This is a genomic window from Streptomyces ziwulingensis (assembly GCF_039542605.1).
GTDB classification, from domain to species: domain Bacteria; phylum Actinomycetota; class Actinomycetes; order Streptomycetales; family Streptomycetaceae; genus Streptomyces; species Streptomyces ziwulingensis.
Genome location: NZ_BAABIG010000019.1, coordinates 40732 through 58239, shown reverse-complemented (window position 1 = coordinate 58239; position 17508 = coordinate 40732). Strand labels below are relative to the sequence as shown.

The following is a 17508-nucleotide window of genomic DNA, read 5'->3' as shown; positions in this document are numbered from 1 at the left end:
ACTGAGCGCCGAGTAAGGCAGCGGAGGAGAGACGTTGAGCGGCAAGGGTGCACCGGAGCTGTCCGTACGCGAGGTGGGGGACCTGCGGGTCGCCGTCGTCGCGGCCCAGTGGCACGAGAAGGTGATGGACGGCCTGGTGGACGGCGCCCTGCGCGCCCTGCACGACCTCGGCATCAGCGAGCCGACCCTGCTCAGGGTCCCCGGAAGCTGGGAACTGCCGGTCGTCGCCAAGGTCCTCGCCGAGCGCGGTTACGACGCGATCGTCGCCCTGGGCGTCGTCATCCGCGGCGGCACCCCGCACTTCGAGTACGTGTGCCAGGGCGTGACCCAGGGCCTCACCCAGGTCTCGGCCGACACCGGCGTCCCCGTCGGCTTCGGCGTCCTCACCTGCGACACCGAGGAGCAGGCCCTGGACCGGGCCGGCCTGGAGGGCTCCAGCGAGGACAAGGGCCACGAGGCCGTCACGGCGGCCGTGGCGACCGCCGCCACCCTCCGTTCGGTGTCCGAACCCTGGCGTCAGGTGGCCGGGCACAACGCGTAGAGTGGTCGCCACCATGTCCAAGAAGACGTTCGAGGAGCTGTTCACCGAGCTCCAGCAGAAGGCCGCCACCGGCGACCCCGCCACCTCCCGCACCGCCGAACTGGTCGGCAAGGGCGTCCACGCCATCGGCAAGAAGGTCGTCGAGGAGGCCGCCGAGGTCTGGATGGCCGCCGAGCACGAGGGCAAGGAAGCGGCCGCCGAGGAGATCTCGCAGCTCCTCTACCACGTCCAGGTGATGATGGTCGCCCGCGGTATCTCGCTGGACGACGTCTACGCCCACCTGTGAGCACCCCGCATCCCGCCCGTCAAGAACACCACGCGAAGGAAGCCGACCTCATGCTGCGCATCGCCGTCCCCAACAAGGGTTCCCTCTCCGGCCCTGCGGCGGACATGCTGCATGAGGCCGGCTACCAGCAGCGCCGCGAGTCCAAGGAACTGCGCATCGTCGACCCGGTGAACGAGGTCGAGTTCTTCTACCTCCGCCCCCGCGACATCGCGATCTACGTCTCCTCCGGCCGGCTCGACATCGGCATCACCGGCAGCGACCTCCTCGTCGACTCCGGCGCCGACGCCGAGGAGATCCTCCCGCTCGGCTTCGCCCGCTCCACCTTCCACTTCGCCGCCAAGCCCGGCACCGCGACCGGCATCGAGGGCCTCAAGGGCCGCACGATCGCCACCTCCTACGAGGGCATCGTCGCCGCCCACCTCGCCGAGCGGGGCGTCGACGCCTCCGTCGTCCACCTGGACGGCGCCGTCGAGACCGCCATCGAGCTTGGTGTCGCCGAGGTCATCGCGGACGTGGTCGAGACCGGCACCTCCCTGCGCAACGCGGGCCTGGAGGTGTTCGGCGAGCCGATCATGAAGTCCGAGGCCATCGTGATCCGCCGGACCGGCGCCGAGCCGGACGCGACCACCGAGCCCAAGGTGCAGCAGTTCCTGCGCCGCCTCCAGGGCGTCCTGGTGGCCCGGACGTACGTGATGATGGACTACGACTGCCGGGTCGAGCAGCTCGAGAAGGCCGTCGCGCTCACGCCGGGCCTGGAGTCCCCGACCGTCTCCCCGCTGCACAACGAGGGCTGGGTCGCCGTCCGCGCGATGGTCCCCGCCAAGGAGGCCCAGCGGATCATGGACGACCTGTACGAGATCGGCGCCCGCGCCATCCTCACCACCGCCATCCACGCCTGCCGCCTCTGACCGGGAGCCGGAGCCACACCATGCCGGACGCCACACCGGGGGCCCAGCCGGAGCCGCCCGCCCTGCCCGTCACCTTCCGGCCGGGCCGTACCCGCGCCGTCCTGGTCGCCGCCGCCGTCGCCATCCTCGTGGTCATCACGGCGGTCGCGCTGGCCCTGCCCGGCCTCGGTCCGGGGGAGCGCCTCAGCTTCGTCCTCACCGCCCTCGTCCTGGACGGCGTGCTGCTCCTGCTGGCCCGGCCCAAGGTCGTCGCCGAGGAGTCCGGGGTCACCGTCGTCAACCTCACCCGCACCCGCCGCCTGGAGTGGGCGGAGATCGTCCGGGTCAACCTCCGCTCCGGCGACCCGTGGGTCTTCCTCGACCTCGGCGACGGCACCAGCCTGCCCGCCCTGGGCATCCAGCCGGGCATCGCCAAGCAGCGCGCCCTCGCCGACGCCCGCGCCCTGCGCGCCCTCGCCGAGGACCGGTCCGCGCCCGGGGCCGGGTCCCGGCAGCACTGATTCCGGGCGCCCCGGGGCACCCCCTGGGGCACTCCGGGGTGTGATCGGGGACTGCCACCCTGCCGCATCCGGCCCGGTCGTGATTAACCTGGTGGACCAGAGGCGCGACCAGAGCGCCTCACACTCCTGTGGCTCCGCCCGGTGCACAGGAGTCCCAGCTATCCGAGGAGTGACTCCCTCCGGCGATGGACGGATCGTCCTGCAGTACCTGCGCCGCCCCCGGTCGTGACACGACACAGTCGGCGGCATCATGACCCTCCCCCTGCTGCTCCTGGCAGCCGCTCTCCTGCTCATCCTCGCCAACGGCTTCTTCGTGGCGGCCGAGTTCGGCCTCGTGACCGTCGAACGCGCGGACGCCGAGCGGGCCGCCGCGGCCGGCGACCGGCGCGCGCGCCGCGTCGTCGAGTCCCTGCGGGAGCTGTCCTTCCAGCTCTCCGGCACCCAGCTCGGCATCACCCTCACCTCCCTCGTCGTCGGCATGCTCGCCGAACCGGCGCTCGCCGAACTGCTCGGCGCCCCCTTCACCGCGATCGGCGTCCCCGACGGCGCGGTCCCCACCCTCGCCGTCGTCGTCGGCATGCTGCTGGCCTCGGCCGTGCAGATGGTGATCGGCGAACTGGTGCCGAAGAACTGGGCGGTCTCCCGGCCGCTCCAGGTGGCCCGGTTCGTGGCCGGCCCGCAGCACGTCTTCGCCCGGCTGTTCCGCCCGGTGATCGCCGCGCTGAACGCCGTCGCCAACCATCTGGTGCGCGCCCTGGGCGTCGAACCCGCCGAGGAGCTGGCCTCCGCCCGCACCCCCGGCGAACTGGTCTCGCTGGCCCGGCACTCCGCCCTGGCCGGCACCCTCGAACAGGACACCGCCGACCTGTTCGTACGGACCCTCTCCCTGGGCGACCTGACCGCGCAGGCCGTCATGACCCCCCGGGTGAAGGTCAGCGCGCTGCACTCCGCGGCCACCGCGGAGGACGTCGTCAACCTGACCCGTGCCACCGGCCTGTCCCGTTTCCCCGTCTACCGGGAGCGGATCGACGAGGTCGTCGGCATGGTCCACCTCAAGGACGCGCTCGCCGTCCGGGCGCACGAACGGCTGCGCACCCCGGTCGCGGGCATCGCCCGCCCGGCGCTGCTCGTCCCCGAGACCCTGCCGGTGCGGCCGCTCCTGGCCCGCCTGCGCAGCGAGCAGCCGATCGCGGTCGTCGTCGACGAGTACGGCGGCACCGCCGGTGTGGTCACCCTGGAGGACATCGTCGAGGAGATCGTCGGTGAGGTCCGCGACGAGCACGACGGTCAGGACCTGCCCGAACTCGCCGCCGCCCCGCCCGAGGACGGCCGCCCCGCCTGGGACGCCGACGGGAGCTGCCGCGTCGACGCCCTGCGCCGCATCGGCCTCCAGGCGCCCGAGGGGCCCTACGAGACCGTCGCCGGGCTCGTCGCCGACCTGCTCGGCCGCATCCCGGCCGTCGGCGACCGGGCGGAGCTGCCCGACTGGCGGCTCTCCGTGCGCCGGGTCGGCCACAACCGCGCCGAGCGCGTCCGGCTGGTGCGGACGGCACCCGCCGCCGTACGGGAGGGTCTTCGATGAATGTGCTCCAACTTCTCCTCGCCGCGCTGCTCGTGCTCGCCAACGGCTTCTTCGTCGGCGCCGAGTTCGCGCTCGTCTCCGTACGCCGCAGCCAGATCGAGCCGCTCGGCACCGCCCGGGCCCGCCAGGTGCTGCACGGACTGGAGCATCTGCCGCAGATGATGGCCGCCGCCCAGTTCGGCATCACCGTCTGCTCGCTGACGCTCGGCGCCGTCGCGGAGCCGACCGTCGCCCGGGTGCTGGAGCCGGTCTTCACCTGGATGCACCTGCCGCACGGGGTGATCCACCCGCTCGGTTTCGTCATCGCGCTGGCCGTCGTCGTCTTCTGCCACCTCGTCATCGGAGAGATGGTCCCGAAGAACCTCGCGATGGCGGCGCCGGAGAAGGCCGCGCTCTGGCTGAGTCCGGGCCTGGTCGCCTTCGCCCGCCTGTGCCGGCCGATCACGGTCGCCCTCGGGGCCTGCGCCCGGGGCATCCTGCGGCTGTTCCGGGTGGAGCCCAAGGACGAGGTCGAGGCCGTCTTCACAAGTGAGCAGCTCAACCAACTGGTCGAGGACGCCGGTCAGGCCGGACTCCTCGACCCCGAGGAGCAGGAGCGCCTGGAGGACGCGCTGGAACTGGGCTCGCGCCCGGTGACGGACGTCCTCCTCGGCCGGGAGTCCTGGGTCACGGTCAGCCCCTCGGTCACCCCGGGTGAGATCGTGGCGCTGACGGCGCGCACCGGTTACTCGCGTTTCCCGGTCGCCGCCGACAACGGGCCCTTCATGGGCTATCTGCACGTGAAGGACGTCCTGGACCTGGAGGACTCCGACCGGGCGGTGCCGCAGCAGGTGTGGCGGCCCATGACGACGCTCCGGCCCGAGCTGCCGCTCGACGACGCGCTCACCGTGATGCGGCGGGCCGCCACCCACCTCGCCCAGGTCGCCGACGCGGGCGGCAGGGTGCTCGGGCTGGTCGCGCTGGAGGACGTCCTGGAACTGCTCGTCGGCGAGGTCCGGGACCCGGCCCACCGCGAGGCGCCGCGGCCGGCCGGGGCCACGGCGGCGGAGCCGAGGGTGAGCGGGTCACCCGAGGGAGTCCTCGCCTGACTCTCTCCGGGCGGCGGGGCGGGGTGCCTACAGGGCCGACGGGTCCTGCGGTCCCCGCCCGGAGAGCACCTCGCCGTACGCCTGCATCAGGTCCGGCAGTCGCAGGGTCGCCAGGTCGTCGCGGGAGAGCGTGCCGGGGTAGCCGGAGAGCCGCAGATCCCGGTACGCGCAGCTCTTCTCGTACAGCGTCCGCAGGAACCGTCCGTTGCCCAGCTCGTCGATCCACCCCTGGTCGACCACGTGCCCGGCGATCGAGCCCAGCTCGTCCAGGGACTCCTCGTCCCACCGGTCGCCGTTCTCGGCGGCCAGCACGCGCCCGATCGCGGTCAGCTCCGAGGGCCGGTACGACGGGAAGTCGACGCGGGAGGTGAACCGGGAGGAGAGCCCGGGGTTGGCGGCGAGCAGGCGGTCCATGCCCTCCGGATAGCCGGCCAGGATCACCACGAGGTGGTCGCGGTTGTCCTCCGCCCGCTTCAGCAGCACCTGGAGGGCCTCGTCGCCGTAGGCGTCGCCCTTGCCGTAGCCCGCGTTGGAGAGCGCGTACGCCTCGTCGACGAAGAGCACGCCGCCGAGCGCGGAGTCGATCAGCTCGTTGGCCTTCACGGCGGTCTGCCCGAGGTACTCGCCGACCAGGTCGGCCCGTTGCGCCTCCACCAGATGGTCGCCGCCGAGCAGGCCCAGGGCGTAGAAGACGCGGCCCAGGATGCGGGCCACGGTGGTCTTGCCGGTGCCGGACGGCCCCGAGAAGACGAAGTGCCGTTTGGGCGGCTGGACCGGCAGCCCCTGCCCGGCCCGCAGCCGGGCCATGTTCAACTGCGCCGACAACGCCTTGACCTGCCGTTTCACCGGTTCCAGCCCGACCATGCGCTCCAGTTCGGCGAGCGCCTCCGCCAGCAGGGCCGGGTCGGTCGGGCCGGTGAGGCCCGCGGGGAGGGCCGGGTCGGCGGGGCCCGGCGCGGCGGTCTTCTCGCGCACCGACCGGTCGCCGGCCGTCGGCAGGGGAGGGGAGGCGGGCTCGGGGTCGGACAGTTTCAGGTCCCGCTCCTCGGTGCCGAAGAGCGGGTCGAGGCCGTCCGGGCCGTCCATGGCGTCCGGTCCGGCGCCGGTCAGGGTCAGCGCGGCGAGGTCGGCGGCGTCCTCGTAGCCGTCCCCCTGGGCGATGGCGGTCAGCCGGGCCGCGGTGTCCATGAACGCCGGGTCGACCCGGTGCACGGCCCGGTACAGCGGCAGGGCGGCGGCGCTGCGTCCGGTGCCCTCGTGCGCCCGCGCCAGCCAGTACCGCAGCTCCTTGCGCTGCGGCTGTTCGCTGCGGCACCGCATCAGCGCCGCCGACAGCAGCGGCTCCGCCTGCCCGTACATCTCCAGCCGGACCCGGGCCATACCGCCGAACAGACCGGCCTCGACGCCCAGCAGCGGATCGCCGAGCAGGGAGTCGGTGTAGCGGACGAGCTGCTCCCAGTCCTTGACGAGATAGGCCCGGCAGGCGTGCAGGAACCGGACCTGCGGGTCGGTGTCGACCGGCGGCAGCCCGGCCAGCGCCCGGTCCAGCTCCGGCACATGGCGTCCGTCCAGCCAGTGCGAGGCGTGCGCGAGCAGCAGGTCGCGGGAGCTCTCCAGCACGGGCTGCACCCACCAGCCCAGCCAGTACCAGGAGTTGAGGGTACGGCGGTGGCGGGAGCGCTGTTCCCCGAAGCGGTCGCGGTGGCGGAACATCCGCAGCAGCGCGGCCGTGGTGTCGATGCGCAGCGCGTGCAGTCCGAGCCAGCCGTCGGCCATCCCGGGATCGATGCGCACCGCGGTGCGGAACTCCTCCTCCGCCTGCGGGTAGGCACCCATCGTGTAGGCGTCCACGCCTCTGAGCCAGGCGAGGTCGGCCGGGGCCGGCGGGCCCTGCGTGCCGAAGTCCATCACGTCCCCCACAAACCGTGCCCCCGTCGGTATGCCGCCGGGCGTCGCCCGCCGGCCGCCTTGGTCGACCGCCGAACCGCCGTGCGGCGGCCCGGAGTTGCCAGGTGCGCGAAGCAGTCGTGAGCAGGCCGCACCGAAGGCATCGTACCCGCGCCCGACTTCCCGCCGAAGGGTGCCGTGACAGGCGGTTTTCGGGGCGTGGAAGCAGACGGGGCGCACGCGGGGCGGTGACCGTAAGTGAGTGTTCCACGGCGGAAAGCGCCCGAAAAAGGGGGCGTGGACAGAACGAAGCCCCCGATCACGGGGGAACAACCGGGGGCTTCGCGTCTGCCGGCGGCGCTCGAAAGGCCGCACCTTGAGAACGTAAGACCTGTACGGCCTTTGGGTCAAGCCGAGTTGGGACGCCCTCGAACGTGCGTGGCAGTGATCTTCACTAGTTCAGCACAACGCGGACAGTTGCTCACTGAGCGTGAGCATCAGGCCCGGTCCTTCCCTCCCCGGCGGGCCCGTCGACCACCTCGTAACCCTCCTGTCGCCTGTGCACCAGGAGGTCTGCATGGGGGCGCGAGGGATCGCGTCCGAAGTGCTCGCGCTCGGCCGGGACCCACCCGTCCCAGAACTCCCGTTGCTCCGCGCCGTCCCGGGCCCGGCCCTGCGCCCACGCCGCCTCGGGAGGTGACTCCATCCACAGCAGCGCCGCCAGCCACGGGCGCACCGCCCGGCGGCCCGCGCCGACCCCCTCCACCAGGATCACCGGAGCGGGCGGCAGGGCGCGCGGCGGTCCGAAGGCGCGGGTCCGCCAGTCGTAAGGGGTGTAGTGGGCCGTCTCGCCCCGGCCGAGCGGCTCGATCACCTGTTCCCGCAGCCGGCCGGTCCAGTCGAACAGTTCGTCGTGGCTGGCGATGTCGTCCAGATGCAGCACCTCCGCCTCCCCGAGCGCCGCGGCCAGCCGGCCGGCGAAGGTGGACTTCCCGGAGCCCGCGTGCCCGTCGACGCCGATCAGCCGGACGGGCCCGCAGGAAGGGGGCAGCCGGCGGAGCCGGGAGGCGAGCGCGCGCATAGGGGTCCTGGGTGTGGTGGTCCGGGAAGGTGAGGGTCGTGCGGGGTCGTGTGAGGGCGTGTGAGGGTGTGTGAGGTGGTGACAGGTAGCGAGAGGTGGTGCGGGGCGTGAGAGGTGGTGCGGAGGGTGAGGGGTGTCGAGGGTTCGCCCAGCACTGTAACCGCGTAACCGTCCCGACCTGCGGCTCCGGGCGGCGCACGCGGGTGCCGCCGGTGGCCGGGACCCATATTGGTCGCCGCGGCGCGGGCCGAATTGCTGGCAGGAGTGCGCGGCTGCGGCCATAGTTGGCGGACAGCCGTGCAACGGACCTGCCCCGAACCCGGACCACCTGGGGGTCTCCCGCCCATGAGCAGAGCCGAACAGCCGTCCCGTAGAACCGTCCTGGCCGCCGCCGTCGCGGTGGCCGTCGCCGGCGGCGCGGCCCCGGCCGCGGCCGACGCCGCGACCGGCGCCGACCCCGAGGACACCGACCCCGTGCCCGCCCGCCAGGTCGACCACCGGTCCTGGACCACCCACCGCGACTGGAGCGGCGGCACCGCGCGCGGTACCCGCGCCGTCGCCGGGGAGCGGCCCGGCGTGGTGATCGGCACACCGCTCGGCACCACCGAGTACACCGACCCGCACACCGGCACCAAGGCCGCCTGGGCCTACGCGACCTGGACCTCGCCCGTGCACCGCCTGGCCGTCCCCGCGACCGAGGTGATCGCCTCTTGGAACGCCGACACCCCGCAGGGCACCTGGATCCAGATCGAGCTGAAGGGCACCTACTCCGACGGCACGGACACGCCCTGGTACGTCATGGGCCGCTGGGCCGCCGGCGACCAGGACATCAAGCGCACCTCCGTCGACGACCAGGGCGACGGCAGGAGCAGCGTCTGGACGGACACCTTCGCCATCGACGACGCCACCACGGGCCTGCGCCTGGCCTCCTGCCGGCTCCGGCTCACCCTCTACCGCCGCCCCGGCGCCCGCACCACCCCGACCGTGCGGCGGCTCGACGTGATGGGCTCCGACGTCCCCGACCGCTTCACCGTCCCCGCCTCGACCCCCGGCCTCGCCCGGGAACTCGCCGTCCCGCGCTACTCGCAGGAGATCCACAAGGGCCAGTACCCGGAGTACGACAACGGCGGTGAGGCGTGGTGCAGCCCCACCTCCTCGCAGATGGTCATCGAGTACCTGGGCGGCCGGCTCACCGAGGAGCAACTCGCCTGGGTCGACCCGTCCTACGCCGACCCGCAGGTGTGCCACGCGGCCCGGTACACGTACGACCACCAGTACTCCGGCTGCGGCAACTGGCCCTTCAACGCCGCCTACGCGGCCACCTTCGAGGGGATCCGGAGTGTGGTGACGCGGCTCGGCTCGCTCACCGACCTGGAGCGGCTCGTCGCGGTCGGTATCCCGGCCATCACGTCGCAGTCGTTCCTGGCGGAGGAGCTGACCGGCGCGGGATACGGCACCGCGGGCCACCTGATGGCCGTGATCGGCTTCACCGCCGACGGCGACGTCATCGCCAACGACCCGGCCTCGGACAGCGACGAGGAGGTGCGGCGCGTCTACAAGCGGCGCGAATGGGAGAACATCTGGCTGCGTACGAAGCGCTACAACGCCGCGGGCAAGGTCGCCTCCGGCACCGGCGGCGTCTGCTACCTGTACTTCCCGGCCGGCCCGGCACCGGGTCAGCGACGGGTTCTGACGTCGCTCGGCCTGCTCTGAGCAGGGGCGGCGTCTCGACCGCCCTCCTCGGGGACCTGTGACCGACCTCTCTGCCGCGACGGCCGCAATCAGTGGCAAAGTGGACGGATCGACGGGGGCCGGGGATCGGGAGATCCGGGGATCGGCGGGGGAGACCAGCCATGACGTCCGAGACCGATGGGTGAGAAACCATGACCGCGCAGAGCGCCGCCACCGCCACCGCCGCCGCCCGGGCCCGCACCGGTGGCCCCCGGGAGGACGGGCCGAAGATCCTGGAACACGTCGTGGGCTGGGCGCTGGTCGTGGTGCTCGCCATGTTCGTGGTCCAGCTCGGCCTGCTGTGACCTGAAACCCCTGTGACCCGGCCCGCCCCGGGCGGGCTGACGGCGGGACGCGGACGGGGCGCGGGCCCTGATCGCCCCCGCCCCGCCCGCCCTGTAAGCCGCGGGTGACTCCGGCCGTCCCGTCGGTCAGTTGATCGCCCGGATCAGCTCACCGCCCGTGGTGTCCCCGCTCAGCTCCCAGAAGAACGTGCCGCCCAGCCCCTGCTGGTTCTTGTACGTCATCTTGGTCGCGATGGTCGCGGGGGTGTCGTAACTCCACCAGTCGCTGCCGCACTTGGCGTACGCGGTGCCGGCCACCGTGCCGTTCGCCGGGCACTTGGCCTTGAGCACCTTGTAGTCCTCGAAGCCGTCCTCGTACGTCCCCTTGGCCGGGCCGGTCGCGCTGCCGCCCGGTGCCGCCTGGGTGACGCCGGTCCAGCCCCGGCCGTAGAAGCCGAGGCCGAGCAGCAGTTTCGCGGACGGGACGCCGAGGCCCTTGAGCTTCGCGATCGTCGCCGAGGTGTGGTTGTCCGCCTTCGGGATGCCGGAGTAGGACGTCAGCGGCGAGTGCGGCGCCGTCGGACCCGTCGCGTCCCAGGCCCCGAAGAAGTCGTACGTCATCGGGTTGTACCAGTCGACGTACTGGGCGGCGCCCGCGTAGTCGGCCGCGTCGATCCTGCCGCCGGCCGAGGCGTCGGCGGTGATCGCCGCCGTGACCAGGCTGCCGGTGCCGAACTTGGCGCGCAGCGCCGACATCAGCTTCTTGAAGGAGTCCCGGCCGCTGGTGTCGCAGGTGAGCCCGCAGGCGTTCGGGTACTCCCAGTCGATGTCGATGCCGTCGAAGACGGCCGCCCACTTGGAGTTCTCGACCAGGTCGTAGCAGGACTGGGCGAACGCGGCCGGGTTCTTCGCGGCCTCGGCGAACCCGCCGGACCAGGTCCAGCCGCCGAAGGACCACAGGATCTTCAGGTTCGGGTGCTTCTTCTTCAGCTTGAGCAACTGGTTGAAGTTGCCCCGCAGCGGCTGGTCCCAGGTGTCGGCGACGCCGTCGACGGACTCGGCCGCCGTGTACGCCCGGTCGGTGGCCGCGTAGGCGTCGCCCATCGCGCACTTGCCGCCGGTGACGTTGCCGAAGGCGTAGTTGATGTGGGTGAGCTTCGCACCGGAGCCGGAGGTCTCGATGTTCTTGACGTAGTACTTCCGGTCGTAGGTGCCCCACTCGGTGAAGTAACCGACGACCTTGGAGCCGGCGGCGGCCTGTTCGGCCGCGGGGGCGGACCGGGGAGCGGTTCCGGCGCTCGCGGTGCCCGCGCCGGCGAGCACTCCGGCGCCGAGGGCGGCGGCACAGAGCGCGGACAGGACGCCCCGCAGACGGGGACGGAGGGGAAGGTGCATCGGAGTGGCTCCTCGTGGGGGGAGAGAGAACGCGCCGATTGGCATGAACGCGGTAATCCGCTGGGCGCTCACCGTAGGAGGACTAGACCAGTCGGGTCAATGGTTCGGACCAATTTTCCGTAGCCGTCACCTCCGGTTGCGCCCCTCGGTGGGGGCCTTCGGCATTTCTTGAAGTAAGCGGTCGTTAACTGGTGACTGGCTGTCTCCGATCGGGCATACTCACTGCGCACAGCCGCTGGTCAGCAGCTTCCGGGACCCGGGAGACCGCTCGGCCCGGGGCTGGAACGACTCGGTGGGGCCGCTCACCCAAGGCGGCGCCCGCCGGTGTGCCCGACAGGGAGGAGAGCGTCGCCATGCCCGACCGCGCCCCGCAGCCGGTGGACCGACAACTGCCCACGGAAGAGGCCCGGGACCTCGTCTCCCTCGTCCGCGACATCGCACAGCGCGAGATCGCCCCGCACGCGGCGGCGGAGGAGGAGGCCGGACGCTTCCCGCGCGAGGTCTTCGCCCTGCTGTCGCGGGCCGGCCTGCTCGGCCTGCCGTACGCCGCGGAGCACGGTGGCGGCGACCAGCCCTACGAGGTCTACCTCCAGGTCCTGGAGGAACTGGCCGCGGTGCGGCTCACCGTCGGCCTCGGTGTCAGCGTCCACACCCTCGCCTGCTACGCGCTCGCCGCCCATGGCACCAAGGAGCAGCGGGTCGAGCACCTGCCCGCGATGCTCGGCGGCGGCCTGCTGGGCGCCTACTGCCTCTCCGAACCCTCCTCCGGGTCGGACGCCGCCTCACTGCGCACGAGGGCGGTGCGCGACGGCGACGACTGGGTGATCAACGGGACCAAGGCGTGGATCACGCACGGCGGCGTCGCCGACTTCCTCACGGTCATGGCGCGCACCGGAGAGGAGGGCCCGCGCGGCATCACCGCCTTCCTGGTCCCCGGCGACGCCGGGGGGCTGAGCGCGGCGGTGCCCGAGCGGAAGATGGGGCTGAAGGGCTCACCCACCGCCCAGCTCCACTTCGACGGCGTGCGGGTCCCCGACAGCCGGCGGCTCGGCGAGCCGGGTCAGGGCTTCGCGATCGCACTGTCCTCGCTCGACTCCGGGCGGCTCGGCATAGCCGCGTGCGCGGTCGGCGTGGCCCAGGCCGCGCTCGACGAGGCGGTCGCCTACGCGCGCGAGCGGCGGCAGTTCGGCCGGGCGATCGCCGACTTCCAGGGGCTGCGCTTCATGCTCGCCGACATGGCCACCCAGATCGAGGCCGGCCGCGCGCTCTACCTGTCGGCGGCGAAGCTGCGGGACGCGGGCCGGCCGTTCGCGCGGCAGGCCGCGATGGCCAAGCTGCACTGCACCGACACGGCGATGCGGGTGACCACCGACGCCGTGCAGATCCTCGGCGGCTACGGCTACACCGCGGACTTCCCGGCCGAGCGGTACATGCGCGAGGCCAAGGTGCTCCAGATCGTGGAGGGCACCAATCAGATCCAGCGGATGGTCATCGCCCGTCACCTCGCGGGACCGGAGGCACGCTGAAGTCGTTCAGCGACCGCGGCGGCGTGGCGAGCCTGATCCACTCGGGGTCGTGGCGCCCCGGCAGGGCGCGGCCGCGGTCGGCCCAGGTCCGCATCAGCTCGCGGTAGATCGGCGGATCCGGCGGCGGCACCGGCGGCAGCGGTCCGTACGGCGCCGGGACGAACACGCGCCGCCGACGCCCGGCCGCCGGGTACGTAGGGGTCATGGCCGGGCAACGCGGAGGAGTGCGGACAGGACACCGGCGTACGCAATCGCGCGTCAGTTCAGCGGGTGCCGTGCGCGCGGGGCGGACGACGTGCGGTGCGGTCCCACACGGCTGTGGAACAACCCTGTTCGGCGTGGCGGGGACCGCGCGCCGGACCGCCTCGCGGGCGGACATGCCGGACCGCACCGCGGCCCGGTACCGAAGGCCGCGGTGCGGTGCGGTTCACGAACGGGACGGCCGGGGCGCGCTCAGGCGGCGTGCCGGCGCATCGTCGGCACCCGCATCGGGCGCGAGCCCGGACCGCCGACGTGGGAGAACGGCTGCGTCCGCCAGTCCAGGCCCTGGGGGAGCGTCAGCAGCAGGGCCGTCTGCTGCTCCTGCGGCTCGAACGACTCGTCGGCGGGGCGGGCCTCGGTGGCCCGGCGACCGGTGCCGGCGCAGACCGTGAGGCCGAACGGGTTCCACGGGGAGGCGCACAGCGCGTGCTCCGGAAGGACCTCCTCGTCGGCCAGCAGCGCGATGGGCTGCGCGCAGTCCGGGCAGATCACCCGGTACATCTCGAAGGTGTCGTAGGCGTCGAGTTCCTCGTCGTCGAAGGCGTCGGGTTCGACGCCCTCCGGCATGAGATCGACCACCAACTGCGGGCGCTTGGCAGCGGTGCGACCGGCGCGCTTAAGACTCTGCATGGGATTCTCCCCCTCGGGCTGGGCCGTGAAGGCACTGCGGCCTCGACCACAGCAAGCACTTCCCTCCGCCCCCGGGCGGTAATCACGAGAACATCACGGAGAGCGTTCGAGTGATGTGGTCTTCGTCACACACCCCTCACGGGTGCCCGCGGCGGCCGGTCCGCGCCCGCCGGGGCCGGCCGCCATCGCGGCACGTCACGAACGGGTCATGACCCACCGCACAGGTGTCCCAGGAGGTCAGACGCACTGTAGGTTCTTGCGCCATGGAGGAGCTGGACAGACAGATCGTGCGGCTGCTCGTCGGGGACGGGCGGATGAGCTACACAGACCTGGGCAGGGCCACGGGGCTGTCCACCTCGGCCGTGCACCAGCGGGTGCGGCGGCTGGAGCAGCGTGGCGTCATCCGCGGGTACGCCGCCGTCGTCGACCCGGAGGCCGTCGGGCTGCCGATGACCGCCTTCATCTCGGTCAAACCCTTCGACCCGAGCGCCCCGGACGACATCGCGGACCGGCTGGCCGACGTCCCCGAGATCGAGGCGTGCCACAGCGTCGCCGGCGACGAGAACTACATCCTCAAGGTCCGGGTCTCCACCCCGCACGAGCTGGAGGAACTGCTCGCCCGGCTGCGGTCCCTGGCCGGCGTGTCGACCCGCACGACCGTCGTCCTCTCCACGCCGTACGAGGCGCGTCCGCCGCGCATCTGAGCGGCCCGGCCGGGCGGCCCGTCAGGTGACGGCAAGCCCCGGTGCGAAACGCCCCGGCCCAGGGGTGAGACTGGTGCCCATGAGTGAGTCCAGCGTGCCGTCCGAGACCGTCCTGCTGCGCCGCGGCGAGGTCCACAGTCCCGCCGACCCCTTCGCCACGGCCATGGTGGTCGAACGCGGCCAGGTCGCCTGGGTCGGCTCCGAGGGCGCCGCGGACGCCTTCGCGGACGGCGTGGACCGAGTGGTCGACCTGGACGGCGCGCTGGTCACCCCGGCGTTCACGGACGCACATGTGCACACCACGGCCACCGGCCTCGCCCTGACCGGCCTCGACCTGTCCGACGCCCCCACACTCCCGGCCGCCCTCGCCCGGGTCCGCGACTTCGCCGCCGCCCGCCCCGCCGACCGGGTCCTGCTGGGCCACGGCTGGGACGCCTCGGCGTGGCCCGAGGGCCGCCCGCCCACCCGGGCCGAACTCGACCGGGCCACCGGCGGCCGCCCCCTCTACCTCAGCCGGATCGACGTCCACTCCGCCGTCGCCACGACCGCGCTGCTCGACCTGGCCCCCGGCGCCGCCGGCCGCGGCGACGGCCCGCTCGTCGACGACGCCCACCACGCGGTGCGCGCCACCGCCCTCGGAGCCCTCACCGTCGCCCAGCGCACCGAGGCCCAGCGCGCCGCCCTCGCCCGGGCCGCCTCCCTCGGTATCGGGACCGTTCACGAATGCGCAGGACCGGAGATCTCCTCCGAGGACGACCTGACCGGCCTGCTGCGACTGGCGGCCGGTCAGGACGGACCGCGCGTCCTCGGCTACTGGGCCGAACAGGATGTCGACAAGGCGACAGAACTGGGCGCGATCGGCGCGGCCGGGGACCTCTTCGTGGACGGCGCCCTCGGCTCGCACACCGCCTGCCTGCACCACCCGTACGCCGACGCGGGCCACACCGGCACCGCCCACCTGGACGCCGGCGCGGTCGCCACCCACGTCGTCGCCTGCACCGAGGCCGGACTCCAGGCGGGCTTCCACGCCATCGGTGACGCCGCGGTGACCACGGTCGTCGCCGGGGTGCGCGCCGCCGCCGAGAAGCTCGGCCTGGCCCGGATCCGCGCCGCCCGGCACCGCGTCGAACACGCCGAGATGCTCACCGCCGAGACGATCGGCGCCTTCGCGGAACTCGGCCTGACCGCCTCCGTGCAGCCCGCCTTCGACGCGGTGTGGGGCGGGGCGGACGGCATGTACGCCCACCGCCTGGGCGCCGAGCGGGCCCGCGCCCTGAACCCCTTCGCCGCCCTGCTGCGAGCCGGTGTGCCGCTCGCCTTCGGCTCGGACAGCCCGGTCACCCCGCTCGACCCGTGGGGCACCGTGCGCGCCGCCGCCTTCCACCGCACACCGGAGCACCGCGTCTCCGTGCGCGCCGCCTTCACCGCGCACACGCGTGGCGGCTGGCGCGCGGTGGGCCGCGACGACGCCGGCGTCCTGGTGCCGGGCGCCCCCGCGGACTACGCGGTGTGGCACACCGGGGAGCTGGTGGTCCAGGCCCCCGACGACCGGGTCGCGCGCTGGTCCACCGATCCCCGCTCCGGCACCCCCGGACTGCCCGACCTCGCCCCGGGCCGTGACCTGCCCGTCTGCCTGCGCACCGTCGTCGGCGGACGGACGATCTTCGTACGGCCGGGCGAGTGATCTCGGCGGCCGACGGGGCGACGATCTTCGCTTGTCCCTGTGTCGCACCACCTGCGTCTCCTCGCCGCTGACCAGCACGTTGATCACAAAACCGCAGGTCGAACGAGTGTTGACAGGCGACGGCGGGGGGCCGGTAGGTTCGGCGGAGTCCACCACCGGACGCCCGACCGGGGAACTCCACGACCCGGCGCGGCGCTGCTGGGTCAGGGACGGTGCGCCGCGATCGGGCACCGCCACTGGGAGCCAGGCTCAGCGCTCGCGTCGAGGCGCGGGATCGTTCCGGCCGGTCGGGAGGTGTGACCCGGATGGGGCCCGAGCGCTCAGTAGACAACGGCTCTCGGTCGACCCGCAGCCAGCGGGCCCCAGGTCGGCCCGAAGGGCGCCGGGCCCCCATCCGTAGTCGATTCCGGGCCGAAACGGTCCCGAAAGGGTAGTAAAAAAGCACTCCTGCCCAACTCTTGTTCAAACGACGCCATCAGACGAACGGCCTGTCACGTCATCGCAGGCCGTGGCCACTATGGTGGTGCCCTGCGTACGGACACGAAGGGGCAGCAGTGAACGACGGCGACGGGACGCGTGCGGCTTCGGACCGGGAGAGACGGTTCGGCCCTCTCGGCACGGCCCTGGTGATCATCCCGACCTATGACGAGGCGGAGAACATCAAGGCGATCGTCGGCCGCGTGCGGGAGGCGGTCCCCGATGCCCACGTGCTCGTGGCCGACGACAACAGCCCCGACGGCACCGGGAAGCTCGCCGACGAACTCGCCGCCGAGGACGACCGGGTCCACGTCCTGCACCGCAAGGGCAAGGAGGGGCTGGGCGCCGCCTACCTCGCGGGCTTCCGCTGGGGGATGGAGCACGACTTCGGCGTGCTGGTCGAGATGGACGCCGACGGCTCCCATCAGCCGGAGGAACTGCCGCGCCTGCTGACCGCCCTGAAGGGCGCCGACCTGGTCCTCGGCTCGCGCTGGGTGCCGGGCGGCCGGGTGGTGAACTGGCCCAAGTCCCGGGAGGTCATCTCCCGCGGCGGCAGCCTCTACTCGCGGCTGGCGCTGGACCTGCCGCTGCGCGACATCACCGGCGGCTACCGCGCCTTCCGGCGGGAGACCCTGGAGGGCCTGGGCCTGGCCGAGGTGGCCTCCCAGGGGTACTGCTTCCAGGTCGACCTGGCCCGCCGGGCGGTCAAGGCCGGCTACCACGTCGTGGAGGTGCCCATCACCTTCGTCGAACGCGAGCTGGGTGACTCCAAGATGAGCCGCGACATCCTGGTGGAGGCCCTGTGGCGGGTCACGTCCTGGGGGGTGGGGGAGCGGGTCGGCAAGATCATGGACCGCGGCAGGCCGGCCAAGCCGCCCGGGCGGACCTCCGGGACTTCCTGAGCCCCTTATCCCGCGCTGAGCCGGGTCCAGGCACACTGGGA

The 17508-nt window shown here is 72.9% G+C and carries 17 protein-coding genes; 12 read left to right on the top strand and 5 right to left on the bottom strand.

Features of this window, described 5'->3' with window-relative positions:
* Positions 1 to 34 precede the first annotated feature (34 nt).
* The 6 genes from ribH (at position 35) to ABEB00_RS09310 (ending at position 4905) form a co-directional block, all read left to right on the top strand.
* The gene (gene ribH / locus ABEB00_RS09335) at positions 35 to 541 is read left to right on the top strand and encodes a 6,7-dimethyl-8-ribityllumazine synthase (protein WP_345618696.1); all 507 of its coding nucleotides are present in this window, start codon (positions 35 to 37) and stop codon (positions 539 to 541) included.
* A gap of 13 nt (positions 542 to 554) precedes the next feature.
* Complete coding sequence (locus tag ABEB00_RS09330) at positions 555 to 827, top strand: phosphoribosyl-ATP diphosphatase (RefSeq protein ID WP_345618694.1); 273 nt, start codon at positions 555 to 557, stop codon at positions 825 to 827.
* Positions 828 to 877: 50 nt separating this feature from the next.
* Positions 878 to 1735, top strand: a complete 858-nt coding sequence (gene hisG, locus ABEB00_RS09325) for an ATP phosphoribosyltransferase (RefSeq protein WP_345618692.1) — start codon at positions 878 to 880, stop codon at positions 1733 to 1735.
* Between the two features lie 20 nt (positions 1736 to 1755).
* The gene (locus ABEB00_RS09320; RefSeq protein ID WP_345618690.1) at positions 1756 to 2235 is read left to right on the top strand and encodes a PH domain-containing protein; all 480 of its coding nucleotides are present in this window, start codon (positions 1756 to 1758) and stop codon (positions 2233 to 2235) included.
* Between the two features lie 250 nt (positions 2236 to 2485).
* Positions 2486 to 3817 carry a hemolysin family protein gene (locus ABEB00_RS09315; protein WP_345618688.1) on the top strand — a complete coding sequence of 444 codons (1332 nt, stop codon included), beginning with the start codon at positions 2486 to 2488 and terminating at the stop codon, positions 3815 to 3817.
* A complete protein-coding gene (locus tag ABEB00_RS09310) occupies positions 3814 to 4905 on the top strand; it encodes a hemolysin family protein (RefSeq protein ID WP_345618686.1) in 1092 nt (363 codons plus the stop codon). The genes ABEB00_RS09315 and ABEB00_RS09310 overlap by 4 nt, the downstream gene beginning before the upstream one ends.
* Positions 4906 to 4932: 27 nt before the next feature.
* Here ABEB00_RS09310 and ABEB00_RS09305 read toward each other — a convergent pair whose 3' ends face one another.
* On the bottom strand, positions 4933 to 6813 hold the full coding sequence (locus ABEB00_RS09305; protein WP_345618684.1) for an AAA family ATPase: 1881 nt from the start codon (positions 6811 to 6813) through the stop codon (positions 4933 to 4935).
* Between the two features lie 460 nt (positions 6814 to 7273).
* Positions 7274 to 7873, bottom strand: a complete 600-nt coding sequence (locus tag ABEB00_RS09300; RefSeq protein ID WP_345618682.1) for a uridine kinase family protein — start codon at positions 7871 to 7873, stop codon at positions 7274 to 7276.
* A 345-nt stretch (positions 7874 to 8218) separates the two neighbouring features.
* On the opposite strand from ABEB00_RS09300, the gene ABEB00_RS09295 reads away from it, so the two are divergent.
* Both ABEB00_RS09295 and ABEB00_RS09290 read left to right on the top strand, forming a co-directional pair.
* The gene (locus tag ABEB00_RS09295) at positions 8219 to 9586 is read left to right on the top strand and encodes a peptidase C39 family protein (protein ID WP_345618681.1); all 1368 of its coding nucleotides are present in this window, start codon (positions 8219 to 8221) and stop codon (positions 9584 to 9586) included.
* A gap of 170 nt (positions 9587 to 9756) precedes the next feature.
* Complete coding sequence (locus tag ABEB00_RS09290; RefSeq protein ID WP_345618680.1) at positions 9757 to 9909, top strand: SCO1431 family membrane protein; 153 nt, start codon at positions 9757 to 9759, stop codon at positions 9907 to 9909.
* 126 nt (positions 9910 to 10035) lie between these two features.
* On the opposite strand, the gene ABEB00_RS09285 is transcribed toward ABEB00_RS09290, so the two are convergent.
* On the bottom strand, positions 10036 to 11283 hold the full coding sequence (locus tag ABEB00_RS09285; RefSeq protein ID WP_345618679.1) for a glycoside hydrolase family 18 protein: 1248 nt from the start codon (positions 11281 to 11283) through the stop codon (positions 10036 to 10038).
* 353 nt (positions 11284 to 11636) lie between these two features.
* On the opposite strand from ABEB00_RS09285, the gene ABEB00_RS09280 reads away from it, so the two are divergent.
* Positions 11637 to 12809 carry an acyl-CoA dehydrogenase gene (locus tag ABEB00_RS09280; protein WP_345618677.1) on the top strand — a complete coding sequence of 391 codons (1173 nt, stop codon included), beginning with the start codon at positions 11637 to 11639 and terminating at the stop codon, positions 12807 to 12809.
* Here the strand turns inward: ABEB00_RS09280 and ABEB00_RS09275 are convergent.
* On the bottom strand, positions 12772 to 13014 hold the full coding sequence (locus ABEB00_RS09275; protein WP_345618676.1) for a hypothetical protein: 243 nt from the start codon (positions 13012 to 13014) through the stop codon (positions 12772 to 12774). The two genes, ABEB00_RS09280 and ABEB00_RS09275, sit on opposite strands and share 38 nt — an antisense overlap.
* Before the next feature lie 248 nt (positions 13015 to 13262).
* Positions 13263 to 13700 carry a hypothetical protein gene (locus ABEB00_RS09270; protein WP_345618675.1) on the bottom strand — a complete coding sequence of 146 codons (438 nt, stop codon included), beginning with the start codon at positions 13698 to 13700 and terminating at the stop codon, positions 13263 to 13265.
* Positions 13701 to 13963: 263 nt separating this feature from the next.
* On the opposite strand from ABEB00_RS09270, the gene ABEB00_RS09265 reads away from it, so the two are divergent.
* The 3 genes from ABEB00_RS09265 to ABEB00_RS09255 all read left to right on the top strand — a co-directional run bounded on the left by ABEB00_RS09265 (position 13964) and on the right by ABEB00_RS09255 (position 17467).
* A complete protein-coding gene (locus tag ABEB00_RS09265; RefSeq protein ID WP_345618674.1) occupies positions 13964 to 14404 on the top strand; it encodes an Lrp/AsnC family transcriptional regulator in 441 nt (146 codons plus the stop codon).
* A gap of 79 nt (positions 14405 to 14483) precedes the next feature.
* Entirely contained in the window at positions 14484 to 16088 is a 1605-nt protein-coding gene (locus tag ABEB00_RS09260; RefSeq protein WP_345618673.1) for an amidohydrolase, read from the top strand.
* 554 nt (positions 16089 to 16642) lie between these two features.
* Entirely contained in the window at positions 16643 to 17467 is an 825-nt protein-coding gene (locus ABEB00_RS09255; RefSeq protein ID WP_345618672.1) for a polyprenol monophosphomannose synthase, read from the top strand.
* Positions 17468 to 17508 lie beyond the last annotated feature (41 nt).

Excerpts from the sequence above, each read along its gene's own strand:
- ABEB00_RS09315 (WP_345618688.1), top strand. The coding sequence starts at position 2,486 with ATGACCCTCCCCCTGCTGCTCCTGGCAGCCGCTCTCCTGCTCATCCTC.
- ABEB00_RS09270 (WP_345618675.1), bottom strand. The coding sequence starts at position 13,700 with ATGCAGAGTCTTAAGCGCGCCGGTCGCACCGCTGCCAAGCGCCCGCAG.
- ABEB00_RS09285 (WP_345618679.1), bottom strand. The coding sequence starts at position 11,283 with ATGCACCTTCCCCTCCGTCCCCGTCTGCGGGGCGTCCTGTCCGCGCTC.
- ABEB00_RS09260 (WP_345618673.1), top strand. The coding sequence starts at position 14,484 with ATGAGTGAGTCCAGCGTGCCGTCCGAGACCGTCCTGCTGCGCCGCGGC.
- ABEB00_RS09320 (WP_345618690.1), top strand. The coding sequence starts at position 1,756 with ATGCCGGACGCCACACCGGGGGCCCAGCCGGAGCCGCCCGCCCTGCCC.
- ABEB00_RS09305 (WP_345618684.1), bottom strand. The coding sequence starts at position 6,813 with ATGGACTTCGGCACGCAGGGCCCGCCGGCCCCGGCCGACCTCGCCTGG.
- ABEB00_RS09330 (WP_345618694.1), top strand. The coding sequence starts at position 555 with ATGTCCAAGAAGACGTTCGAGGAGCTGTTCACCGAGCTCCAGCAGAAG.
- ABEB00_RS09290 (WP_345618680.1), top strand. The coding sequence starts at position 9,757 with ATGACCGCGCAGAGCGCCGCCACCGCCACCGCCGCCGCCCGGGCCCGC.
- ABEB00_RS09265 (WP_345618674.1), top strand. The coding sequence starts at position 13,964 with ATGGAGGAGCTGGACAGACAGATCGTGCGGCTGCTCGTCGGGGACGGG.
- ABEB00_RS09275 (WP_345618676.1), bottom strand. The coding sequence starts at position 13,014 with ATGACCCCTACGTACCCGGCGGCCGGGCGTCGGCGGCGCGTGTTCGTC.
- hisG (WP_345618692.1), top strand. The coding sequence starts at position 878 with ATGCTGCGCATCGCCGTCCCCAACAAGGGTTCCCTCTCCGGCCCTGCG.
- ABEB00_RS09300 (WP_345618682.1), bottom strand. The coding sequence starts at position 7,873 with ATGCGCGCGCTCGCCTCCCGGCTCCGCCGGCTGCCCCCTTCCTGCGGG.
- ABEB00_RS09280 (WP_345618677.1), top strand. The coding sequence starts at position 11,637 with ATGCCCGACCGCGCCCCGCAGCCGGTGGACCGACAACTGCCCACGGAA.
- ABEB00_RS09310 (WP_345618686.1), top strand. The coding sequence starts at position 3,814 with ATGAATGTGCTCCAACTTCTCCTCGCCGCGCTGCTCGTGCTCGCCAAC.
- ABEB00_RS09295 (WP_345618681.1), top strand. The coding sequence starts at position 8,219 with ATGAGCAGAGCCGAACAGCCGTCCCGTAGAACCGTCCTGGCCGCCGCC.